The sequence below is a fragment of the Allobosea eneae genome (assembly GCF_042657265.1).
Taxonomy (GTDB): domain Bacteria; phylum Pseudomonadota; class Alphaproteobacteria; order Rhizobiales; family Beijerinckiaceae; genus Allobosea; species Allobosea eneae.
Genome location: NZ_JBHSLW010000011.1, coordinates 26,177 through 44,108, shown reverse-complemented (window position 1 = coordinate 44,108; position 17,932 = coordinate 26,177). Strand labels below are relative to the sequence as shown.

Below are 17,932 nucleotides of genomic sequence, written 5' to 3'. Positions count from 1 at the left end.
TGGCCATTCCGCGGCACCATTCTTCGCCTTAGAAGAGGTTGTTGCTGATCGCGCGCGGCACGAGCGAGATGCTGCCGTTCACTTCCTTGTACTTGCGTGGGATGTTGATGATCCCCGACAGGTGCAGCCAGAGATTGTTCGGCGAGATCGGCTTGACGATGATCTCGTGCGCGCCGAGCTTCGCAGCCTGCACCACCGCGCGCCGATCCGGCTTTTCCATCATGACCAGCACCGGCGCCTTGGCGAAGGGCGAGGTCTTGAACGAGCGGATCGCGGCCAGGCATTTGACGCTGTCGCCATCCGGTAGATCCCAATCGAGCATGACGATGTTGGGCTGCTTCTGGATGAAGGTCGTCGTCGCCGTGGCGAGATCGGCCGCTTCGAAGACGCGCTGCAGCTGCGCCTGGTAGAGCATGGTGCGAATGATGCGCCGATAGTGCGGGCTGGGGTCGATCAGCAGCACCGAGAGATTGGGGAAGGATGGTGCGATATGCATGTCCGCAACTCGATACTCAACTGAACCCTGTACGCGACGGCTTCAGCCCCTCCGGCCCTCAGACGCTGAGCCCGAACCGGACCCCGCCCCAGTGCCGGCCCCTGACGAAGATCGGTGCCGACAGATCCTCCATCACCAGGAAGTTTCCGCCGCCCATGTCGCGCCGATAGGTCTGCAGCAGGAACGGTTTCTGGTTGCGCGCCGCGGCGAGGCCGGTGCGATCGTTGAAGATGCGCCGGTTGCGGCAATTGGCGTTGTTCCAGACCGGGTCAGGCCCCTGCGGCTGCGAATACTTGCGGTTGTGCGTCGGCAGGTAGCCGTTGCGGTCGACCGCTGCGCAGAAGACGATCCGCTTGCTCGCAGACAGCATCTTCTCCTGCACCGATGGCAGGAGCCGGTCGGTCAGCTCGGTGAAGCGGCTCATGAACTGCTGGGGATCGCTGCCCGGGATCGGCCGATAGGCCTCGTCGAACAATTCGGCCTGACCGATCTCGCCCTTCGCCAGCGCCCGCTCGAACAGCTCCGCCATCGTGGCAGCCGCCTCGGCCGCGAGCTCGATCATGTCGGATTGCGGCGTCCGCACGCCCGAGCCTGCGATCGCGCCGAGGATCGCCTCGCTGGTCGCGACCAAGGAGGCCCCGCGCCGTGCCGCGACCTCGAGATTGCGGGCCGATTGGTCGACACCGTTGACCAGCCCCTTCAGCTCGCCCCCGACCTGCGCGAAGGCGACGGCGTTCTCGCGCGCCGGCGCCGAGATCGAGTCGATTTCGCCGATCAGGCCGACGACCGAACGGCCGAAATGGTCGAGCTCGCCGATCTGCTGGGAAATGCCCTGGCTCTCCTCGCTGGCGCGGCGCGCCGCCTGCGCGTTCGCCTCGCTCTGCTTCGCCAGCTGGTCGACGGTTGCGACCAGAGCGTCGAGCTGCTTGGCACTGGCGGCCGTCGCGTCGCGCGTCTGCTCGGCGAGTTGCTTCACCGCCGCGGCGATGACGGCAAAGCCGCGCCCGGCGGCGCCGCTGCGCGCCGCCTCGACGCCGGCATTGATCGAAAGCAGCTGGATTTCGCGCGTGATCGTCTGGATCGCCTCGCTGGCCTCGCGCGCCTTGTGGGCGCGCCCGACGGCCTCGTTCAGGGCCTGCGAGATCGATTGTGCCCCATCCGACAATTCGGCGATGTCGCTCTGTGCCGCATTCAGCCCCTGCCGGACCGCGCCGGTGACGCGCTCCAGTCCGCTCTTGACCACGGAAGCGGCCTGCTGGGCCGTATCCGCCGCCTGCTGGATCGCCTGATTGGAGCGCGAGACCTGCTCGACCGAGCTGACGACGCGGTGCAAACCATCGGTCTGCCGATCGAGCTCGGCATTGACGTCGCCGATGCGGCCGGACATATCGGTGATCTCGGCGCTGAGCTTGCCGAAGCGCTCGGCGATCTCGCGGACGGCATGAGCCGCCGCCTCTGCGCTCGGCGCATCCTCATTAGCGGGATCAGGCAGCTTGAGGGCCTGGGCGTGCATCGCTCGGCGCTTCCATCTTAGAGTTCTGCCAGCGGAAGTTAAATGAACGCAGTAAAGCCGCGGTTAATGCTGCGGCAGCCCGGCCGATCGGCGGCAGTCCTTTGGTATAATCCGGCGTACAACGAGGGCTTGCTGCAATCGCTAAGCGCCCTCTCGTTAACCTCTGGGCGTGCCGCCTTCAGTTCCCACGACGCTGCATCCGATCTACCCTCCTCTCGTCTCCTCATCCCATGGACGCCGCTTGAACAGCCGACAGCTCGAAACCTTTGCCGCGGTGATGAAGGCCGGCACGATCTCGCGCGCCGCCGAGCTGCTCGGCGTCACCCAGCCGGGCGTCAGCCGCGCCATCGCAGAGCTGGAGAAATCGCTCGGCTTCCTGCTGTTCGACCGCATCCGCAACCGCATCGTCGCCACGCCCGAGGGCAAATTGTTCTACGCCCAGGTCCAGGCCTCCTTCCTCGGCATGGATACGTTGCGCGCCACCGCCGCCCGCATCCGCGACCATGGCGCCGGCCAATTGCGCGTCGGCTCGCTCTCGGCGCTCGGTTCCTCGCTGGTTCCGCGGGCGGTGCGCCGCTTCCGCGACCGGCGCCCGGAGATCGCAGTGACGCTGATGGTCCTGCCCTCGCGCGATGTCCGCGACGGCGTCGCCTCGGGCGCCTTCGACATTGGCCTCGCCGCCGACGAGATCGACGTCTCCGGTATCCTGCATCAGCTCTTCGTCCAGCCGCGCGTGCTGTGCGCCCTGCCGCTCGGCCATCCGCTCACTGAGAAGGAGCTGATCGGCCCGGCCGACCTGCACGATCTGCCCTTCGTCGCCTATGTGCCGGAGGATCGCGCCCGCCAGCGGCTCGACCGCATCTTCGCGCAGGCAGGCGTCAAGCCGCGCATCGTCGTCGAGACCATCTATGCCGCGACCGTCTGCGCCCTCGTCGCGGAAGGCGTCGGCGTCGGCCTGGTCAGCCCCTATGCGGTCGCCGGCGCCGATCCGACCCGGCTGGTGCTGCGCCCCTTCGAGCCGGAGGTGCAGAGCCGTAGCCTGCTGATCCTGCCGCTCGACCGGCCGAAATCGCAATTGGTGCGCGATTTCATCGATTGCCTGATGGAAGTGCGCTAGCGCGCGTTCCGTTCGACCGGAATCGGTCGCACGATAAGAACTCGCGCAAGAGCGAAGCATAACATCCAGGCATCGAGCCATGAGTTTGGGCTGATTGCCGGCAAGACCCCGCGGAGGGAACCTTTCTCCCACGAAAGGACCTCTTCTCATGCACGACGCGACTCGCAGCGTTCACCACCCCGCCGTCAACGAAGAGGGCTATGCCAGCCTCACCGTGCCGACGCATCGCGCCTCGACCATCGTCTATCCCGACGCGGCGAGCTTCTTCGCCCGCAAGCATCGCGGCTTCGACGGCTATACCTACGGCCTGCACGGCACCCCGACGCACCGCACGCTCGAGGCGCAATTGACCGCATTGCATGGCGGGGTCCGCACCGTGCTCGTGCCTTCCGGCCAGGCGGCGGTCACCATCGTCCTGCTCTCGGTGCTGCTGCCGGGAGAAAAGGTGCTGATCCCCGATCAGGTCTACCAGCCGGTGCGCAGCTTCTGCGAGGAGTATCTGAAGCCGCGCGGCATCGACTACGGCGTCTACGATCCGCTGATCGGCGCCGGCATCGCCGATCTCATCGACGACAAAGTCAAGCTGGTCTGGGTCGAGTCGCCCGGTTCGAACACGATGGAGGTGCAGGACATCCCGGCCATCGTGAAGGCGGCAAAGGCGAAGGGGGTGCTCGTCGGCTGCGACAACACCTGGGCAACGCCGCTGATCTTCAAGCCCCTGGCCCATGGCGTCGACTTCGCCTGCGAGGCGCTGACCAAATATGTCGGCGGCCATTCCGATCTGCTGCTCGGCTCGATCACAGTCGCCGATCTCGGCCTGCGCGAACAGCTGAAGGTGACGCTGCGCGGCCTCGGCGTCGGCGTCTCGCCCGACGAAGTCCAGCTCGCTCTGCGCGGCCTCGAGACCCTCGCGCTACGCCTTGCCCATATGGGCAAGGTCTCCGAGGATTTCGCCCGGCGCCTCGCCCGCTCGCCCGCGGTCGAGTCCGTGCTGCACCCTGCCCTGCCCTCCTGCCCCGGGCATGAATTCTGGAAGCGCGACATGGGCCGCTCGTCAGGCGTGTTCAGCATCGTGCTGAGGCCGGTGCCGCACGCTCTGCTCGAACAGGCGCTCTCGGCGCTCAGGGTCTTCGCCATCGGCGCCTCCTGGGGCGGCACGCGCAGCCTGATCGCGCCGCTGGCGCCGGAGGGCGAGCGCACCGTCGTGCCCTGGCCGCATCAGGGGCCGTCGCTGCGCATCAGCATCGGCCTCGAGGATCAGGAAGACCTCTGGAACGATCTCGACGCCTTGCTGATCGCGCTCGAACAGCCGGCGGCCGCGAAGGTCGCCTGAGACGGAAGACCCGGAATGACGAACGCGGCGGAGCAGGTCTCCGCCGCGGCGGGAGAGCTTTGCCTGAAAACAACGACAGGGGATCAACGATGAAACGGCCTTTGCTTCGCCTGACTGCTGCACTCGCGCTCGCCGCCGGCTTCGCCGCGCCCGCCGATGCCAACACGCTCAAGATGATCCGCGACCGCGGCAAGATCATCTGTGGCACCAGCCCCGGCGTCGCCGGCTTCTCAACCCAGGATGCCAATGGCCGCTGGCAGGGCTTCGACATCGACATCTGCCGGGCGCTCGCCGCCATCATTTTCAACGACACCGAGAAGGCCGGCTTCGTCCCGCTGACCTCCAAGGACCGGCTGATCGCGCTGCAGGCCGGCGAGATCGACGTCCTGCCGCGCACGACCACCTGGACGCTGTCGCGCAATGCCGGCCAGGGCGTCACCTTCACCACCGTCAACTATTATGACGGCCAGGGCTTCATGGTCTCGAAGAAGCTCGGCGTCTCCTCCGCCGCCCAGCTCGGCGGCGCCTCGGTCTGCGTCGCGCAGGGCACGACCAGCGAGCTCAATCTCGCCGACTATTTCCGGAAGCTCGGAAAGAAATACGAGGCCGCCGCCTTCGGCACATCGGAAGAAGCACTCAAGGCCTACGAATCCGGCCGCTGCGACGCCTACACCACCGACATCTCCGCCCTCTCGGCCGTGAGGATGAAGCTGCAGGACGTAGACAATCACGTCATCCTGCCGGAAGTCGTCTCGAAGGAGCCGCTCGGCCCCTGGGTCCGCACCGGCGACGAGACCTGGTTCAACCTGGTACGCTGGACCGTGCTGGCGCTGATCAACGCCGAGGAGCTCGGCATCACCAAGGCCAATGTCCAGGAGATGCTGAAATCCTCGAACCCTGAGGTGAAGCGCTTCCTCGGCCTCGACGGCAAGATGGGCGAGGCTATGGGCGTCAGCAATGACTGGGTCGTGCGCATCATCTCGGCCGTCGGCAATTACGGCGAGAGCTTCGAGCAGCATCTTGGCGAGAGCTCGCGCCTGAAGCTATCGCGCGGCCCGAACGAGCTCTGGAACAAGGGCGGCATCCAGTACTCGCCGCCCTTCCGCTAGAGCATTTTCGAGCGGAGTGGACACCGGTTCGCGTGAAGAAAATGCGATAAAGCAAAGACCTAGAGCAATTCCGCGATTCGGAGTTGCGGAATTGCTCTAGCCAGCGAGGCAGGCACACGGAACCGCCGGGCTCTGCGGCGGTTGTTTACCCCGTTACATCACCAAGGAGTACTGCCCGTGCCCGCCATCAAATCTCTCCTCGCCGGCGCTGCCGCCCTCATGCTCGTTTCCGGCACGGCCGTCGCCCAGCCGCGAACGCTGGGTCCGCAGACCGGTACGATCAAGATCGAACAGATCTCGGTGGCTTTCATCGCCTCAGGCGAGCTCGGCGGCGGCACTTTCACTTATCGCGGCCGCTCCTATCCGATCTCGGTCGGCGGGCTCGGCATCGGCGGCATCGGCGCCTCGCGCGTCGTCGCCAGCGGGCGCGTATACGGCCTGACCGAGCGCAACGACCTCGCCGGCCCTTATGTCCAGCTCAAGGAAGGCTGGGCCGTCGGCCGCGCCGGACAGGGCCGCGTCTGGCTCAAGAACGACAAGGGCGTAACGATCAGCCTCGACACCCGTCGCCAGGGCCTGCAGGCGACGATCGGCGCCGACGGCGTGGTGATCGCGTTCAAGTAGGCGAGACCAACGACAGTCAGCTAGTCAATGGCGGCCGGGTGATGCCCGGCCGCTTTTGTCGTCGCCATGCGCCGCGACGGCTGCGCCGTCAGATGGGTGAGTGTACAACTGCCCTTGCACCCCTAACCCAGGCTCTCGGGGCGCGCGGTTCCCACAGCTGCGACGACGAGGAGGATGATACCGATGACGAAGGTCCTGGTTCTCTACTATTCCAGCTATGGCCATATCGAGACGATGGCGCAGGCCGTCGCCGAGGGCGCGCGCGAGGGCGGCGCCGAGGTGGTGGTCAAGCGCGTGCCCGAACTCGTACCCGAAGAGGTCGCCCGCAAATCCGGCTTCAAGCTCGATCAGGCGGCTCCGATCGCCACGGTCGACGAATTGCCCGACTACGACGCGATCATCCTCGGCGTGCCCACCCGCTTCGGCAACATGCCAGCGCAGATGAAGAACTTCCTCGACCAGACCGGCGGCCTCTGGGCTCAGGGCAAGCTGGTCGGCAAGGTCGGCAGCGTCTTCACCTCGACCGCGACCCAGCATGGCGGCCAGGAAAGCACGATCCTCTCGACCCATACCGTGCTGCTCCATCAGGGGATGGTCATCGTCGGCCTGCCCTATAGCTTCCAAGGCCAGATGTCGCTGAGCGAGATCACCGGCGGCTCGCCCTATGGCGCCAGCACCATCGCCGCCGGCGACGGCTCGCGCCAGCCATCGCAGAACGAGCTCGCCGGCGCCCGTTATCAGGGCAAGCATGTCGCCGGCATCGCGGCCAAGCTGGCCGGTTGAGGTCACCCGGCCCCCTGGTCCGGCAGCGGTGCCGGACCAGCTTGCCTTAAATCGCGTTGCTGCCTCAGACTGCCGGCGTGCCGGCTTCCGTGGCCGCAATAGCGGCAGCCAGCAAGGATTGCCCAATGGATTCCGGCGTCGTCGACCGCCCCGAGCAGAACCGCTTCGAACTCCACATCGATGGCGAGCTCGCACTCGCCTATTACAAGCTCGACGGCGACCGCATCGTGCTGACCCATACGGAGGTGCCGCAGGCCTTGTCCGGCCAGGGCATCGGCTCGCGGCTTGCCAAGGGCGTTTTCGAGCAAATCCGGGCCTCGGGCCGCAAGGTCGTGCCGCGCTGCTCCTTCATGGCGGGCTGGGTCAGCCGTCATCCGGAGTATGACGATATCGTCGTGGGCTAGGCCCCCCAAAACGCGCGCTTTACTTCACCGGACCTGGTTGCGTCGCGGGCGCCTCGGCAGTCGGCCCGGCGCTCTTTGCTGGCAAGGGCCGGTCGCGCTGCGGCCACTGCAGCGCCAGCACAGCCGCGGCCAGCCCGATCCCGAGCAGGTCGGTCAGCCAGTCCGGCTTCACCAGGCAGAACGCGGTCGCGACGAGGAGTACGCGCTCCCACATGGCGCAGCGCCGCAGCAGATAGCCGTGCAGCCCCGCCGCCAGCAGGCCGATGCCGACGCAGGAGCAGAGGAGGCGCCAGATGATCGTCGGCCAGTCGCCGATCATCAGCAGCGCCGGCTCGTAGACGAACATGAACGGCACGATGAAGCCGGCCGCGCCGATCTTCACCGCCGCCCAGCCGCTGCTCCAGAGATCGGCCTTGGCCAGCCCTGCCGCGGCATAGACCGCGAGCGCGACCGGCGGCGTGATCGCCGACAGGATGGCGAAGTAGAAGGCGAACATGTGCGCAGCCGGCATCATCACGCCGAGCTTGATCAGCGCCGGCACCAGCAGCGACGTCATCACGATATAGGCCGGGGTGGTCGGCATGCCCATGCCGAGCACGATGCCGGCGACCGCGGTCAGCAACAGCGCCAGCAGCAGATAGTTCTGCGACAGGCCGATCACCGCCTGCGTGAAGACGATGCCGGCCCCGGTCAGCGCCACCACGCCGATCACGATGCCGGCGCAGGCGCAGGCGAGCGCCACCGCGAGCGCATTGCGGGCGCCGTCGATCATCGCGTCGATGATGATCGGGATGCGGACATTGCCACGGGTCGAGGCGCGCAGCGCCGCGACCGGAAAGCAAAGCAGCGTCCCCGCCAGCGCCGCGAGCGGGGCGCTGTAGCCGGAATAGAGCACGGCGAGGATGGTCGCCACCGGCAGGAAGAGATGGCCGCGCTCGCGCAGCGTCGTCCCGAGCCTCGGCAGTTCGCTGCGCGGCACGCCCATGATGCCGTGGCGCTTGGCCTCGAAATGCACGGCCGCGAAGCAGGCGACATAATAGAGCACCGCCGGGATCAGCGCCCAGATCACCACCTGGCCGTAGGACACCGACAGGAACTCGGCCATGACGAAGGCGGCCGCCCCCATGATCGGCGGCATGATCTGGCCGCCCGTCGAGGCGACCGCCTCGACGCCGGCAGCGAAATGCGCCTTGAAGCCGGTCCGCTTCATCAGCGGGATCGAGATCGGCCCGTCGACCATGACATTGGCGACGGCGCTGCCCGAGATCGTGCCGAACAGGCTCGACGACACCACCGAGACCTTGCCCGGCCCGCCGGCCGTATGCCCGGTCAGCGACAGCGCGAAATCCATGAAGAGCTGGCCGGTGCCGGTCCGCTCCATGAAGGAGCCGAACAGCACGAAGATCATCACATAAGCGGCGGAGACCCCGAGCGGCGCGCCGAAGACCCCCTCTGTCGTCATGAACAGCTGGTCGAGCAAACGCATCGGCTCGACCCTGGCGACGAAGAGGCCATAGGCCAGGAAGACGATCGCGGTCAGCGGCAGCGCCCAGCCGATCAGCCGCCTCGTCGCCTCGAGCAGCAGCACGATGAGGATGACCGCCATCGCCATGTCGACCGGCGTCATGTCGTCGACATAGTAGATGCGGTTGACGATGTAATCGTAGTTCCAGAACAGATAGCTGATCGGCGCCATCGCCAGCACGAGCAGGCCATAATCGAGCAGCGAGGGCGCCGCGTCGCTCCCGGCCCGCCGGTAGATCAGAAAGGTCAGCGTCAGCGCGAACAGCAGATGCGTGCCGCGGAAGATGATCGCTTCCGGCGTGCCCTGCCCGCCGAGCGCCGGCGGCAGGATCACCCACATATGATAGAGCGCCATCGCGACCGCGATCACGGCCGTGACCAGCCGGATCACCCCGGCATGGCTGAAATCGAACCGGAACTCCGGCTTGGGCACACTGATGTCCACTGGCATATCCCGGCTCTGGGGGCGATCCCGGCACGGCGCGGCAGGTCACGCTCGCAGCACGTCGGGGTCGGGACGGTTTGGAGAGCGCGCGCCGGCAGCGCCCGGCGCGCCGGGTATCAGTCGGTTATCGGGAAAGCCGCCTGCCGCTCACTTTGCAGCGACGGTGATGCCCTTCTCCTTGTAGAATCGCGCCGCGCCGGGATGGAACGGCACGCCGACATCCTCCGCCATGATCTGCGGCGTCAGATCGGCCATCGCCTTGCTGGTCGCCGCCAGCGAAGGCACGTTGTCGGCGATCGCCTTGGTCATCGCATAGACCTGATCGGCCGGCAGCTTGCAGGAGGCGACGACATGGGTGGCGTAGCCGATCACCTTCACATCCTCGGCCTGCTTCGGATAGGTGCCCTTCGGCACGGTCACCAGCGTGTAGCCGGGGTTGAGCTTGCGCATGCCGTCGAGATCGGCCGAGAGGTCGAGCAGCCTGATGTCGCGGGCCGAGGCGAGGTCCATCACCGCGCCGGACGGGATCGCGGTGCCGAGCGTGAAGGCCTGGGCATGGCCGTCCTTCACCTGCTCGACCGAGTCCGTATAGGAAACGAACGAGACCTTGACGTCGCTATAGCTCATCCCGTGCACCTTCAGCAGCTGGCCGGTGATGAGCTCGCCCGTGTTGCCGCGCGGCTGGGTGGTGATCGCCTTGCCTTTCAGGTCCTTGACCGTCTTGATCCCTGAATCGGCCGGCACCAGCATCTGGAAATACTGCGGATAGAGCGAAGCGATGTTGCAGATGTTCTCGTGCTTCTTCGGGAACGGCGCATTCCCGGCGAGCCCGTCGACGGTCGAGATCGAGTTGCCGAAGCCGACCTCGGCCTTGCCGTCCTCGATCGCCCGCACATTGGCGATGCCGGCGCCCGGCAGCGACTGCACGGAAAGGCCCGGAACCGCCTTCTCCCACATGTCCTTAAGCTGTCCGCCCAGCGGCACCCAGACGCCGCCCTGCGGCCCGGTCATCAGACGCATCTCGGCAGCGGCGACCGGCGCGGACAGCACCGTCGCGGCTGCGAGACACAAAGCTGCACTGCTCAGTCTCGTCATCGGTTTTCCTCCCTTTTGAAACGATTGAACCTCGCCGCCTCTTACGGACGGTCGGGCGAACGCCGGCGGAACCGGCGCGACAATCATCGTATCAAAGCTAGCGAATGAGGGCTGGCTGGCAAGTGCGGTTGTGGAGGGCGTGCATTGGCCGCCCTACGAGAGCTGTCTCAAGCACGCAGGCAGCAACGGCATCTAGACTGCGAATAGGGGGATAGCTTTATGGCAATCTTCACGACGCGGTGCCCGCGTTGCATGGCTGAACGGATTGCGCTGACGGCAACTAGACTGCACCGGCCTTAGTACCACTCCGGCAGGGTGATTGCTTACACGTTCTGCCCGTCACGCGAGAACCCCAGTGTGATCACACTGAGGCAAGCAGCAGGCGCAACATGCACCGAAGATTTGTTCTTTAATTCCACACAGGAGGGCAACATAGATCCGTCGCACTCTCGATCCCCTGCACGCGCAGCAGGCCGTCAAGGTCGCGCAAGAGATGACACAATGGCTGGAAGGTGGGCCAGATCTGAGCCCGCAGAACGCGGCGAAAACCTTGACGCCGAACATCCTGTCTTCGGATTGGAGCCATCCATCTTCCCAACAACCGAAGCGGTCGGTAGCCAGTACCGCTGCGGCGGCCCCGCGGGACCAGCCTGTCTCGCGGTCGCAGAATCCGAATATTCCGGTCGCGGCACCGGCAGGCGAATCGAAGAGCGTGACGCAACCTGCGGAAAATATCCGGAACAACGTGGCGCTCGATGCTATCGCGTTCATCGAGAACGAAGAGTTCGGCCTACTCCGGCCGAACCCGACATCGCCAGCAGGTGCGACCGGTCAGGTCGGTCCGAGACCTCGAGCATCGCAAACGGATGGCCTGGCTCGCCAAGGCCTGGCGCGCGCTGCGTCCGGCAGAGGAGAGGAGAACGAATCGTTTACCGCGGCCTCGTTCATGTCAGTAAGGCCGCCGAAGCGAACGGCATATAGCCATGCAATTCCGTCCGCCAGAGATAGCGGGGGTGCTTCTGCGGATGACGCGCCGGATTGTACTTGGCATCAAGTCGTGGTGTGGCGTCGGACCCAGAAAAGAACTAAAGCAATCGCAAGAGCTGTCGCGCGCCAAGTCCTGACGTTGGAACTATGCCCAAAAGCAGACGTCCTCGACGGGCGAGAGACCATCGGCGCATGAAAGTCGCCTATGCGACGGATTGGTTCATTCGATCGGCCCTACCCGCAACTCCGACGGCTGCGCTGCTGCGCAAGGAATTTGCTCACAATCTACGATCGGAATCGATTGGCAAGGCAGCACTCTCTTCATGACAAGGACGTCGTCGCGAGAATCGCGACGACGTCATCGACTTGCTCACCGGCGCAGCACCTCGCGCATCCGGGCCAGGGCATCAACCCCCATCTGCATCATGAGATCGAGCATATCGAGCGGCACCCAGTTCTCACGGATCAGGCCTTCGTGATGCAAGTAGAAGTCCATGACCCGCATGAACACCGGCTTGCCGGTCGGCGGTAGGCCGCAGAAACCTCCTCCGGCATGGACCGCATACACCGACGGCCAGCCACCGGTCACCGAATAGGGCCCGTCGCCGATCCGAATGTAGTGACCCGCGCCGTTACGGGCGCGCTCGGCCTGCACCTCTTCGAACGTACCCTGGGGCCTGTGGAACGCGATGCGGAAGGGAAGTTGATGCCCATCGACGAAGCCGTCCAGGCCGCGTGTCGTGCCGATCCCAGCCGGCCCGTACCACATCATCTTCGGGTGCCAATGTTCCTTCTGCGGCATGTCGATGAGGCTTTCTCGGTTCAGCCGAGTAATGTCATTGAACTCCGCGAGCGTGCGATGCATCGCGATCGTCTGCGTGATGCTATCGTCGGATTGGGACGGGTCTGAGAGATCAAAGCGGACACCGTCGGCGGTCACCGGTGCGGGCCACATCTCCGCGCTGCCCAAGGGTTGGGCAATGGGCCAGACTCCTGCCTGACGCATGACGTCAAGCACGTCCCAGAGCAAGTTTGCCTGGACGACCGCGCCCTCCGGATCGATTTCATAGACCTCGCCATAGCGGAGGTATATGGGCCGGTTCGTCGCGGGAATGCCGAGCCAGTCGCGGCGCATCGTACCGCAATAATGCCCGACGGCCGCCAGATAGTGCCTGCCTTGATAGGTGCCACCGACGAAAATGACGTCGCGCCGCTCCAGGTCGGGCAGAGCTCGCTTGAGCGGCCCGAACGCTAGGGCGAGCGCCTCTGCATTGCCGGCACAATGATTGATCGGATGAGCGACGCGCCACTTGGCGTCAACTCTAGCGACGGCGGCAATCGCATCTGCCAGGCGATCATCGCTCGCTTCAGCAAGGTTCACGAGGCGGGCGTGAACAAGCTTTCGGAGTTTCTCGCTCGGTGAGGAGTGGGGGTCGAAATCAGGGACCATTGGCGGTTTCCATCGCTATCGGCGGCTGCGCGGAGCCCCGGCCAGGCGCTCAGTGCCGCAAGACTGTCGTCGAGCTTGCAAACGTATGCAAGATTTTTGTTGCATACGTTTGCAGTTGATGATTTCCTGCGGGTCAGTAGCCGCCGGAAGAATGCGGCCGAGGCTGGCAAAGCCGCATATCTGGAGGGACCGAACGTGCTCGAGACGCTAAAGATCACCTTGTCGCTCGTTGCCCTGATCGCGGCGAACGCCGCCGCCGTTGCGCAGACGGACTGCGGCGCGACGAGCGGGCGAGTGAATATCGTCGGCAACGAGTTCCCGGCGATCAAGACAGTGGCCGCGAACGCCGCCAAGTGTCAGACGGGCACGCTCACCGTGAAGTCGAACCTGACGGCCAATCACCAGCGGATCAATCTTCCGGGCATGCAGGGCAATCCCGCCGAGTACACCTCCGCGATCATCGCAACCTCGTCGATCGTGCCGCTGATCAACGAGAATGTCATTCGCCCGCTCGACGCGCTTGTCGCGGCCCATGGCAAGGACATTCCCAAGAACCAGCTCATCACCATCGACGGCAAGGTCGTGGCGGTGGCCTTCATGGCCAATGCGCAGCATCTGGTTTATCGCAAGGATATCCTGGCGCAGGTCGGAGCCGAGCCGCCCAAGACCTATGAAGACATGCTCCGCATCGGCAAGCTGATCCGCGAGCGCGGCATCATGAAGAACCCCATCGGCGGCGCGTACCAGTCGGGCTACAACCTCGGCCAGGAATTCGTGAACATGTACCTCGGCTATGGCGGGGAGTTCTTCAAGCCTGGCACCCCCGAAGCCGCGATCAACAATGCCCGGGGTATCGCGGCGCTCAATACCATGAAGTCGCTCACCGAGTTGATGCATCCCGACTTCCTGACCCATGATTCCAATGCGACCTCGGCGGAATGGAAGGCCGGCAATGTCGCGATGATGAACATGTGGGGATCGCGAACGGGCATGCTGCAGGCCAAGGAAGGCAACGACCCCAAGATTGCCGAGAACACGGCCGTCGGCGCACCGATGACCGTGGGAGGCGGAAGCATTCCGGCGACCACGCTCTGGTGGGACGGCTGGACGATCGCACGCAATATCTCGGATGACGATGCCCGCGCGACCTTCGTCGCCCTGAAGCGCGGCACGTCGCCGTCGATCCTGAACGACCAGAGCATGGGCGAGGCGGTCTGGATGATCCCCGGCTACAAGCCGGCTCCCGTCAATATGGGCGTCGTCCAGACGATGGCGATGGGCGCCAAGCCCTATCCGATGCTGCCTTATATGGGGCTGCTTCACACGGCCCTGGGCGATGGCCTCGCTCCGTTCCTGCAGGGGCGTAAGGACGCAGCGACCACGCTCTCCGATATCGAGAAGGCCTACACCACCGCGGCGAAGGAAAAGGGCTTCTTGAAGTAGTCCAGCCGTCGGCTCTGTGGCGCCGGCGCGACCTGCCGCCATCACGTCAATCAGCCCGGGCCGCGAATGCGGCACAACCACCATGACGCTGCGCGGCTTGTCCGCGGGAAAGCGGGCGCATGAAACACGCGACCTTCCTGAGGTTCTTTCTGCCCACGGCGACCGCGATGCTGCTCTTCATAGCGCTGCCCATCATCTCGGTGGTGCTTCAGTCGGTCTATGCGCCGCCTGACCAGGTCGTCGTCGAAGTGGAAAACTGCACGCCGTTCGGATGCTCCAAATCGACGGTGATCGATCAGGCCGCGACGCAGAAGCAGCGCGAGGAAAACCCGCTCGGCCGCTTCGTCGGCGGCTCGATCTATGCGGACCGCTCCCATCTTGCCTTTGCCGAACTTGCGGAGGCCTGGCGGACCAGCAACGGCCTCTCCGACTTTGCCGGGAGGATGATGAATCTGCCCTTCTACAAGGCCCTTGCCTTCACGCTCACCTACATGGCGTTCGTGACTCCGCTGTCCCTGATCCTGGGCTTCCTGGTGGCCTTGGCCGTCAACGCCATCCCGCGGTTGTTGCGAGGCCTGGTGATCTTCTTCTCGCTGCTGCCGATGATCGTCACGCCCCTGGTCGGCGCGCTCATCCTGTTCTGGATGGTGGATTCCCGCGGCATCATCGGTTCAGCCGTCCAATGGCTCGTCGACGACCCGAACCTGTCGCTCAAGGCCTCCACGCCTCTCACCTGGATCATGCTGATCGTCTACGGCACCTGGTCTAGCGCGCCGTTTGCCTTCGTCGTCTATTACGCCGGCTTGCAGACCGTGCCGCAGGATGCGCTGGAGAGCGCGATGCTCGACGGCGCCTCCCGTTTCGAACGGATCCGTTACATCGTCCTGCCGCATCTGCTGCCGCTAACGACCTTCATGTTCCTGATCAAGGTCATGGACAATTTCCGGGTCTTCGAGCCGATCGTCAGCTTCAACGCCGGCGCCCACGCGCAGTCCTTGTCATATTTCATCTATTCCGATCTCGGCGGCGAGACGCGCTTGCTGTCTTCGGCAGCCGCGACCTCGGTTCTCACCATCGCGGGCGTCCTCGTGCTGTTGTCCCCGGTGCTGCTTCGCACCTGGCGCCAGTTCGGCAAGGCTTGAGGAGGCCGTCATGTCACGTCGCGAGAAACGACCGGCCACGCTCAATCTGATCCTCGGCGGGCTGCTGCTGATCTGGCTCGTCATCGCCATCTTCCCCTTTGCCTGGACCCTGTGGGGCAGCTTCAAGGTCGAAGGCGATTTCTTCTCCAAGGCGAGCTGGCTGAATGCGCTGACGGGTCCGTTGACTCGGGCCGAGCATGGTTCGGCCTTTACCGGCGCGGGCTATCGAGGTGCCTGGATCCAGGAAGAATTCTGGCGGGCCGCGCTGAATTCGGCGATCGTCGTCGTCTGCGTCGTGGTGGTTTCCCTGACCTTCGGGACCCTGGGGGGGTACGCGCTCAGCCGCTCGACCTATCGCTACGCCTTCTGGCTGCTGATCGTCGCGCTGGTCTTTCGGGCGATGCCGCCGATCACGCTGGTCTCCGGCTACCTCCTGCCGTTCTATCAATGGAACCTGTGGGGCCATCTGCCGACGGCCATCATCGTGCTGGTGGCGATCAACCAGCCCTTCACGCTGTGGATGCTGACAGCCTTCTTCAAGAACATCCCCAAGGATCTCGACGAAAGCGCACGCGTCGACGGTTGCACGCCGTTCCAGGCTTTCCGCCACGTGATCATTCCGGTGATGTGGCCAGGCGTCATCACCACCGGCCTGTTCTCGTTCCTGCTTGCCTATAACGACTTCGTCGTGACGGCGATGCTGCTATCGAAACAGAACCAGACGATGATCCCGAAGATCGCGAGCTTCCTCGGCACCACCCAGACCGAGGGCAATGTCATGTTCGCGGTGTCTTCGGTCGTCTCCGTGACCGCCCCCCTGTTTCTCCTGGTCATGTTCTTCCAGCGTCAGATTGTGTCCGGCCTGACGGCCGGCGCGGTGAAGGGATAAGCCATGGCCGACATCCAACTCCTTAATCTGTCCAAGCGCTGGGGTGCGGTCACCGGCGTGAAGACGATGAACCTTCACATCGCGGACGGGGAATTCCTGGTCCTTCTCGGCCCGTCCGGCTGCGGCAAGACCACGACCATGCGCATGATCGCCGGGCTCGAGGACGTTTCGGACGGTCAGATCCGCATTGGTGATCGCGTGGTGAACGATCTCGATCCGAAGGACCGCGACATCGCCATGGTGTTCCAGTCCTACGGCCTCTACCCGACGATGACGGTCTACGAGAACATCCGCTTCCCGCTGAAAGTCCGGAAGATCCCGCAGGCCGAGCATCACGCGCGGGTGATGCGCGCGGCCGACACCGTCGAGCTCGGCGAGTTGCTCAACCGCAAGCCGGCCGCGCTTTCGGGCGGGCAGCGCCAGCGCGTCGCCCTGGCCCGGGCCATCGTGCGCGAGCCCAAGGTCTTCCTGATGGACGAGCCGCTGTCCAACCTCGACGCCAAGCTGCGGGTCTCGACGCGCGCCCAGATCAAGAACCTGCATCACGAACTCAAAACCACAACGATCTACGTCACGCACGATCAGATCGAGGCCATGACCCTGGCCGATCGCGTCGTCGTGATGAACAAGGGCGAGGTGCAGCAGGTCGGCACGCCGCTGGAGATCTACGACCGGCCCGCCAACACCTTCGTGGCGTCTTTCATCGGCAGCCCCGCGATGAATCTGATCCCCGGCGAGATACGAGGCGGGACGTTCACGGCACCCGGTGTCGAGATTCCCGGCTTCGCCGCACCAGATGGCACAGTGACCCTGGGCTTCCGCGCCGAAGATGCGCAGGTCGCCGCGAGCGGCGAAATCCAGGCCCCGGTCTATTCGATGGAGTTGCTCGGCGATTCCTCGATGGCGACTCTCCAGCTCGGGAGCAAGAGCTTCGCCGCGGTCAAATCGGCAAAGGATTTCAAGGCTGAAATCGGCGACAGCCTCGCCGTCCGCGCTCCGGCCAGCATCTGCCATCTGTTCGACGCGCAGACAGGCCAACGTATCGTCGGAGCAAATCGGTGACGCAGGCGCACGACCATCGGGCGAGGACGGCCGAGACGCTGGCGGTGATCCGCCGCATGGAGGCCGCGCTGGGCGCTGGCGCCAATGACATGGCGCAGCATTTCCATGAGGATTTCGTCTGGCGCGGCAATGCCGGGTGCGGCGTGAAGCAGGGCCTCGAAGCCTTCCGCCGCAACTGGCAATTGCCGCTGCGCGCCGCCTTCACGGACCGCGTCTACAAGACCGAGAAGTTCCTGGCCGATGGCGATTGGGCGTCCTGCTTCGGACATATCGAGGCAACGCATTCCGGCCGGTTCATGGGCATCGCGCCGACCGGTCGGCGGGTTACCATCCCCTACATGGATTTCTGGCGCGTCGAAGACGGGCGCATTGCCGACAACCCGGTCTTCGTCGATTTCGCAGCCGTTCTGGCCCAGCTCGGCCGTGACGTGTTTTCGGGCGAGGGCTGGGAGACCTTCGACCGCGGCGAACGCATTCCGCCGGCGCCGCCGCCGGGCCCCTCTGAAGGATAAGCGC

The 17,932-nt window shown here is 64.9% G+C and carries 16 protein-coding genes; 11 read left to right on the top strand and 5 right to left on the bottom strand.

Going from position 1 to position 17,932, the window contains the following annotated elements; genetic code table 11:
• Positions 1–28: 28 nt before the first annotated feature.
• Together ACFPOB_RS10190 and ACFPOB_RS10185 are read right to left on the bottom strand one after the other, a co-directional pair.
• Positions 29–496 (bottom strand): response regulator, encoded by a 468-nt coding sequence (locus ACFPOB_RS10190; protein WP_377798032.1) that lies wholly within the window; start codon positions 494–496, stop codon positions 29–31.
• 58 nt (positions 497–554) lie between these two features.
• Positions 555–2,009, bottom strand: a complete 1,455-nt coding sequence (locus tag ACFPOB_RS10185; protein ID WP_377798031.1) for a methyl-accepting chemotaxis protein — start codon at positions 2,007–2,009, stop codon at positions 555–557.
• 241 nt (positions 2,010–2,250) lie between these two features.
• Here ACFPOB_RS10185 and ACFPOB_RS10180 point away from each other — a divergent pair, with 241 nt between their 5' ends.
• From ACFPOB_RS10180 to ACFPOB_RS10155, 6 genes are all read left to right on the top strand, one after another.
• Positions 2,251–3,126, top strand: a complete 876-nt coding sequence (locus ACFPOB_RS10180; RefSeq protein ID WP_377798029.1) for a LysR substrate-binding domain-containing protein — start codon at positions 2,251–2,253, stop codon at positions 3,124–3,126.
• 148 nt (positions 3,127–3,274) lie between these two features.
• Positions 3,275–4,459: a cystathionine beta-lyase gene (metC, locus tag ACFPOB_RS10175; protein ID WP_377798028.1), complete on the top strand. Its 1,185-nt coding sequence runs from the start codon at positions 3,275–3,277 to the stop codon at positions 4,457–4,459.
• Positions 4,460–4,548: 89 nt separating this feature from the next.
• Entirely contained in the window at positions 4,549–5,568 is a 1,020-nt protein-coding gene (locus tag ACFPOB_RS10170) for an amino acid ABC transporter substrate-binding protein (RefSeq protein WP_377798026.1), read from the top strand.
• A gap of 177 nt (positions 5,569–5,745) precedes the next feature.
• Entirely contained in the window at positions 5,746–6,192 is a 447-nt protein-coding gene (locus ACFPOB_RS10165) for a hypothetical protein (protein ID WP_377798025.1), read from the top strand.
• 183 nt (positions 6,193–6,375) lie between these two features.
• Positions 6,376–6,975: an NAD(P)H:quinone oxidoreductase gene (gene wrbA / locus ACFPOB_RS10160; RefSeq protein ID WP_377798023.1), complete on the top strand. Its 600-nt coding sequence runs from the start codon at positions 6,376–6,378 to the stop codon at positions 6,973–6,975.
• Between the two features lie 125 nt (positions 6,976–7,100).
• Positions 7,101–7,379 carry a GNAT family N-acetyltransferase gene (locus tag ACFPOB_RS10155; protein WP_377798021.1) on the top strand — a complete coding sequence of 93 codons (279 nt, stop codon included), beginning with the start codon at positions 7,101–7,103 and terminating at the stop codon, positions 7,377–7,379.
• Positions 7,380–7,398: 19 nt separating this feature from the next.
• On the opposite strand, the gene ACFPOB_RS10150 is transcribed toward ACFPOB_RS10155, so the two are convergent.
• The 3 genes from ACFPOB_RS10150 to ACFPOB_RS10140 all read right to left on the bottom strand — a co-directional run bounded on the left by ACFPOB_RS10150 (position 7,399) and on the right by ACFPOB_RS10140 (position 12,880).
• A complete protein-coding gene (locus tag ACFPOB_RS10150; RefSeq protein WP_377798020.1) occupies positions 7,399–9,348 on the bottom strand; it encodes a TRAP transporter permease in 1,950 nt (649 codons plus the stop codon).
• A gap of 147 nt (positions 9,349–9,495) precedes the next feature.
• Positions 9,496–10,443, bottom strand: a complete 948-nt coding sequence (locus tag ACFPOB_RS10145; RefSeq protein WP_377798018.1) for a TAXI family TRAP transporter solute-binding subunit — start codon at positions 10,441–10,443, stop codon at positions 9,496–9,498.
• 1,357 nt (positions 10,444–11,800) lie between these two features.
• On the bottom strand, positions 11,801–12,880 hold the full coding sequence (locus ACFPOB_RS10140; RefSeq protein ID WP_377798016.1) for a hypothetical protein: 1,080 nt from the start codon (positions 12,878–12,880) through the stop codon (positions 11,801–11,803).
• 195 nt (positions 12,881–13,075) lie between these two features.
• Here ACFPOB_RS10140 and ACFPOB_RS10135 point away from each other — a divergent pair, with 195 nt between their 5' ends.
• The 5 genes from ACFPOB_RS10135 to ACFPOB_RS10115 all read left to right on the top strand — a co-directional run bounded on the left by ACFPOB_RS10135 (position 13,076) and on the right by ACFPOB_RS10115 (position 17,928).
• Positions 13,076–14,323, top strand: coding sequence for an ABC transporter substrate-binding protein (locus tag ACFPOB_RS10135; protein ID WP_377798014.1), 1,248 nt, complete (start codon positions 13,076–13,078; stop codon positions 14,321–14,323).
• A 119-nt stretch (positions 14,324–14,442) separates the two neighbouring features.
• Complete coding sequence (locus ACFPOB_RS10130) at positions 14,443–15,465, top strand: carbohydrate ABC transporter permease (protein ID WP_377798013.1); 1,023 nt, start codon at positions 14,443–14,445, stop codon at positions 15,463–15,465.
• A gap of 10 nt (positions 15,466–15,475) precedes the next feature.
• Entirely contained in the window at positions 15,476–16,354 is an 879-nt protein-coding gene (locus ACFPOB_RS10125; protein ID WP_377798011.1) for a carbohydrate ABC transporter permease, read from the top strand.
• Positions 16,355–16,357: 3 nt separating this feature from the next.
• Complete coding sequence (locus ACFPOB_RS10120) at positions 16,358–17,416, top strand: ABC transporter ATP-binding protein (RefSeq protein ID WP_377798009.1); 1,059 nt, start codon at positions 16,358–16,360, stop codon at positions 17,414–17,416.
• Positions 17,413–17,928, top strand: coding sequence for an ester cyclase (locus ACFPOB_RS10115; RefSeq protein WP_377798007.1), 516 nt, complete (start codon positions 17,413–17,415; stop codon positions 17,926–17,928). Before ACFPOB_RS10120 ends, ACFPOB_RS10115 begins: the two co-directional genes overlap by 4 nt.
• Positions 17,929–17,932: the final 4 nt, after the last annotated feature.

Excerpts from the sequence above, each read along its gene's own strand:
- ACFPOB_RS10190 (WP_377798032.1), bottom strand. The coding sequence starts at position 496 with ATGCATATCGCACCATCCTTCCCCAATCTCTCGGTGCTGCTGATCGAC.
- ACFPOB_RS10185 (WP_377798031.1), bottom strand. The coding sequence starts at position 2,009 with ATGCACGCCCAGGCCCTCAAGCTGCCTGATCCCGCTAATGAGGATGCG.
- metC (WP_377798028.1), top strand. The coding sequence starts at position 3,275 with ATGCACGACGCGACTCGCAGCGTTCACCACCCCGCCGTCAACGAAGAG.
- ACFPOB_RS10170 (WP_377798026.1), top strand. The coding sequence starts at position 4,549 with ATGAAACGGCCTTTGCTTCGCCTGACTGCTGCACTCGCGCTCGCCGCC.
- wrbA (WP_377798023.1), top strand. The coding sequence starts at position 6,376 with ATGACGAAGGTCCTGGTTCTCTACTATTCCAGCTATGGCCATATCGAG.
- ACFPOB_RS10155 (WP_377798021.1), top strand. The coding sequence starts at position 7,101 with ATGGATTCCGGCGTCGTCGACCGCCCCGAGCAGAACCGCTTCGAACTC.
- ACFPOB_RS10145 (WP_377798018.1), bottom strand. The coding sequence starts at position 10,443 with ATGACGAGACTGAGCAGTGCAGCTTTGTGTCTCGCAGCCGCGACGGTG.
- ACFPOB_RS10140 (WP_377798016.1), bottom strand. The coding sequence starts at position 12,880 with ATGGTCCCTGATTTCGACCCCCACTCCTCACCGAGCGAGAAACTCCGA.
- ACFPOB_RS10130 (WP_377798013.1), top strand. The coding sequence starts at position 14,443 with ATGAAACACGCGACCTTCCTGAGGTTCTTTCTGCCCACGGCGACCGCG.
- ACFPOB_RS10125 (WP_377798011.1), top strand. The coding sequence starts at position 15,476 with ATGTCACGTCGCGAGAAACGACCGGCCACGCTCAATCTGATCCTCGGC.
- ACFPOB_RS10120 (WP_377798009.1), top strand. The coding sequence starts at position 16,358 with ATGGCCGACATCCAACTCCTTAATCTGTCCAAGCGCTGGGGTGCGGTC.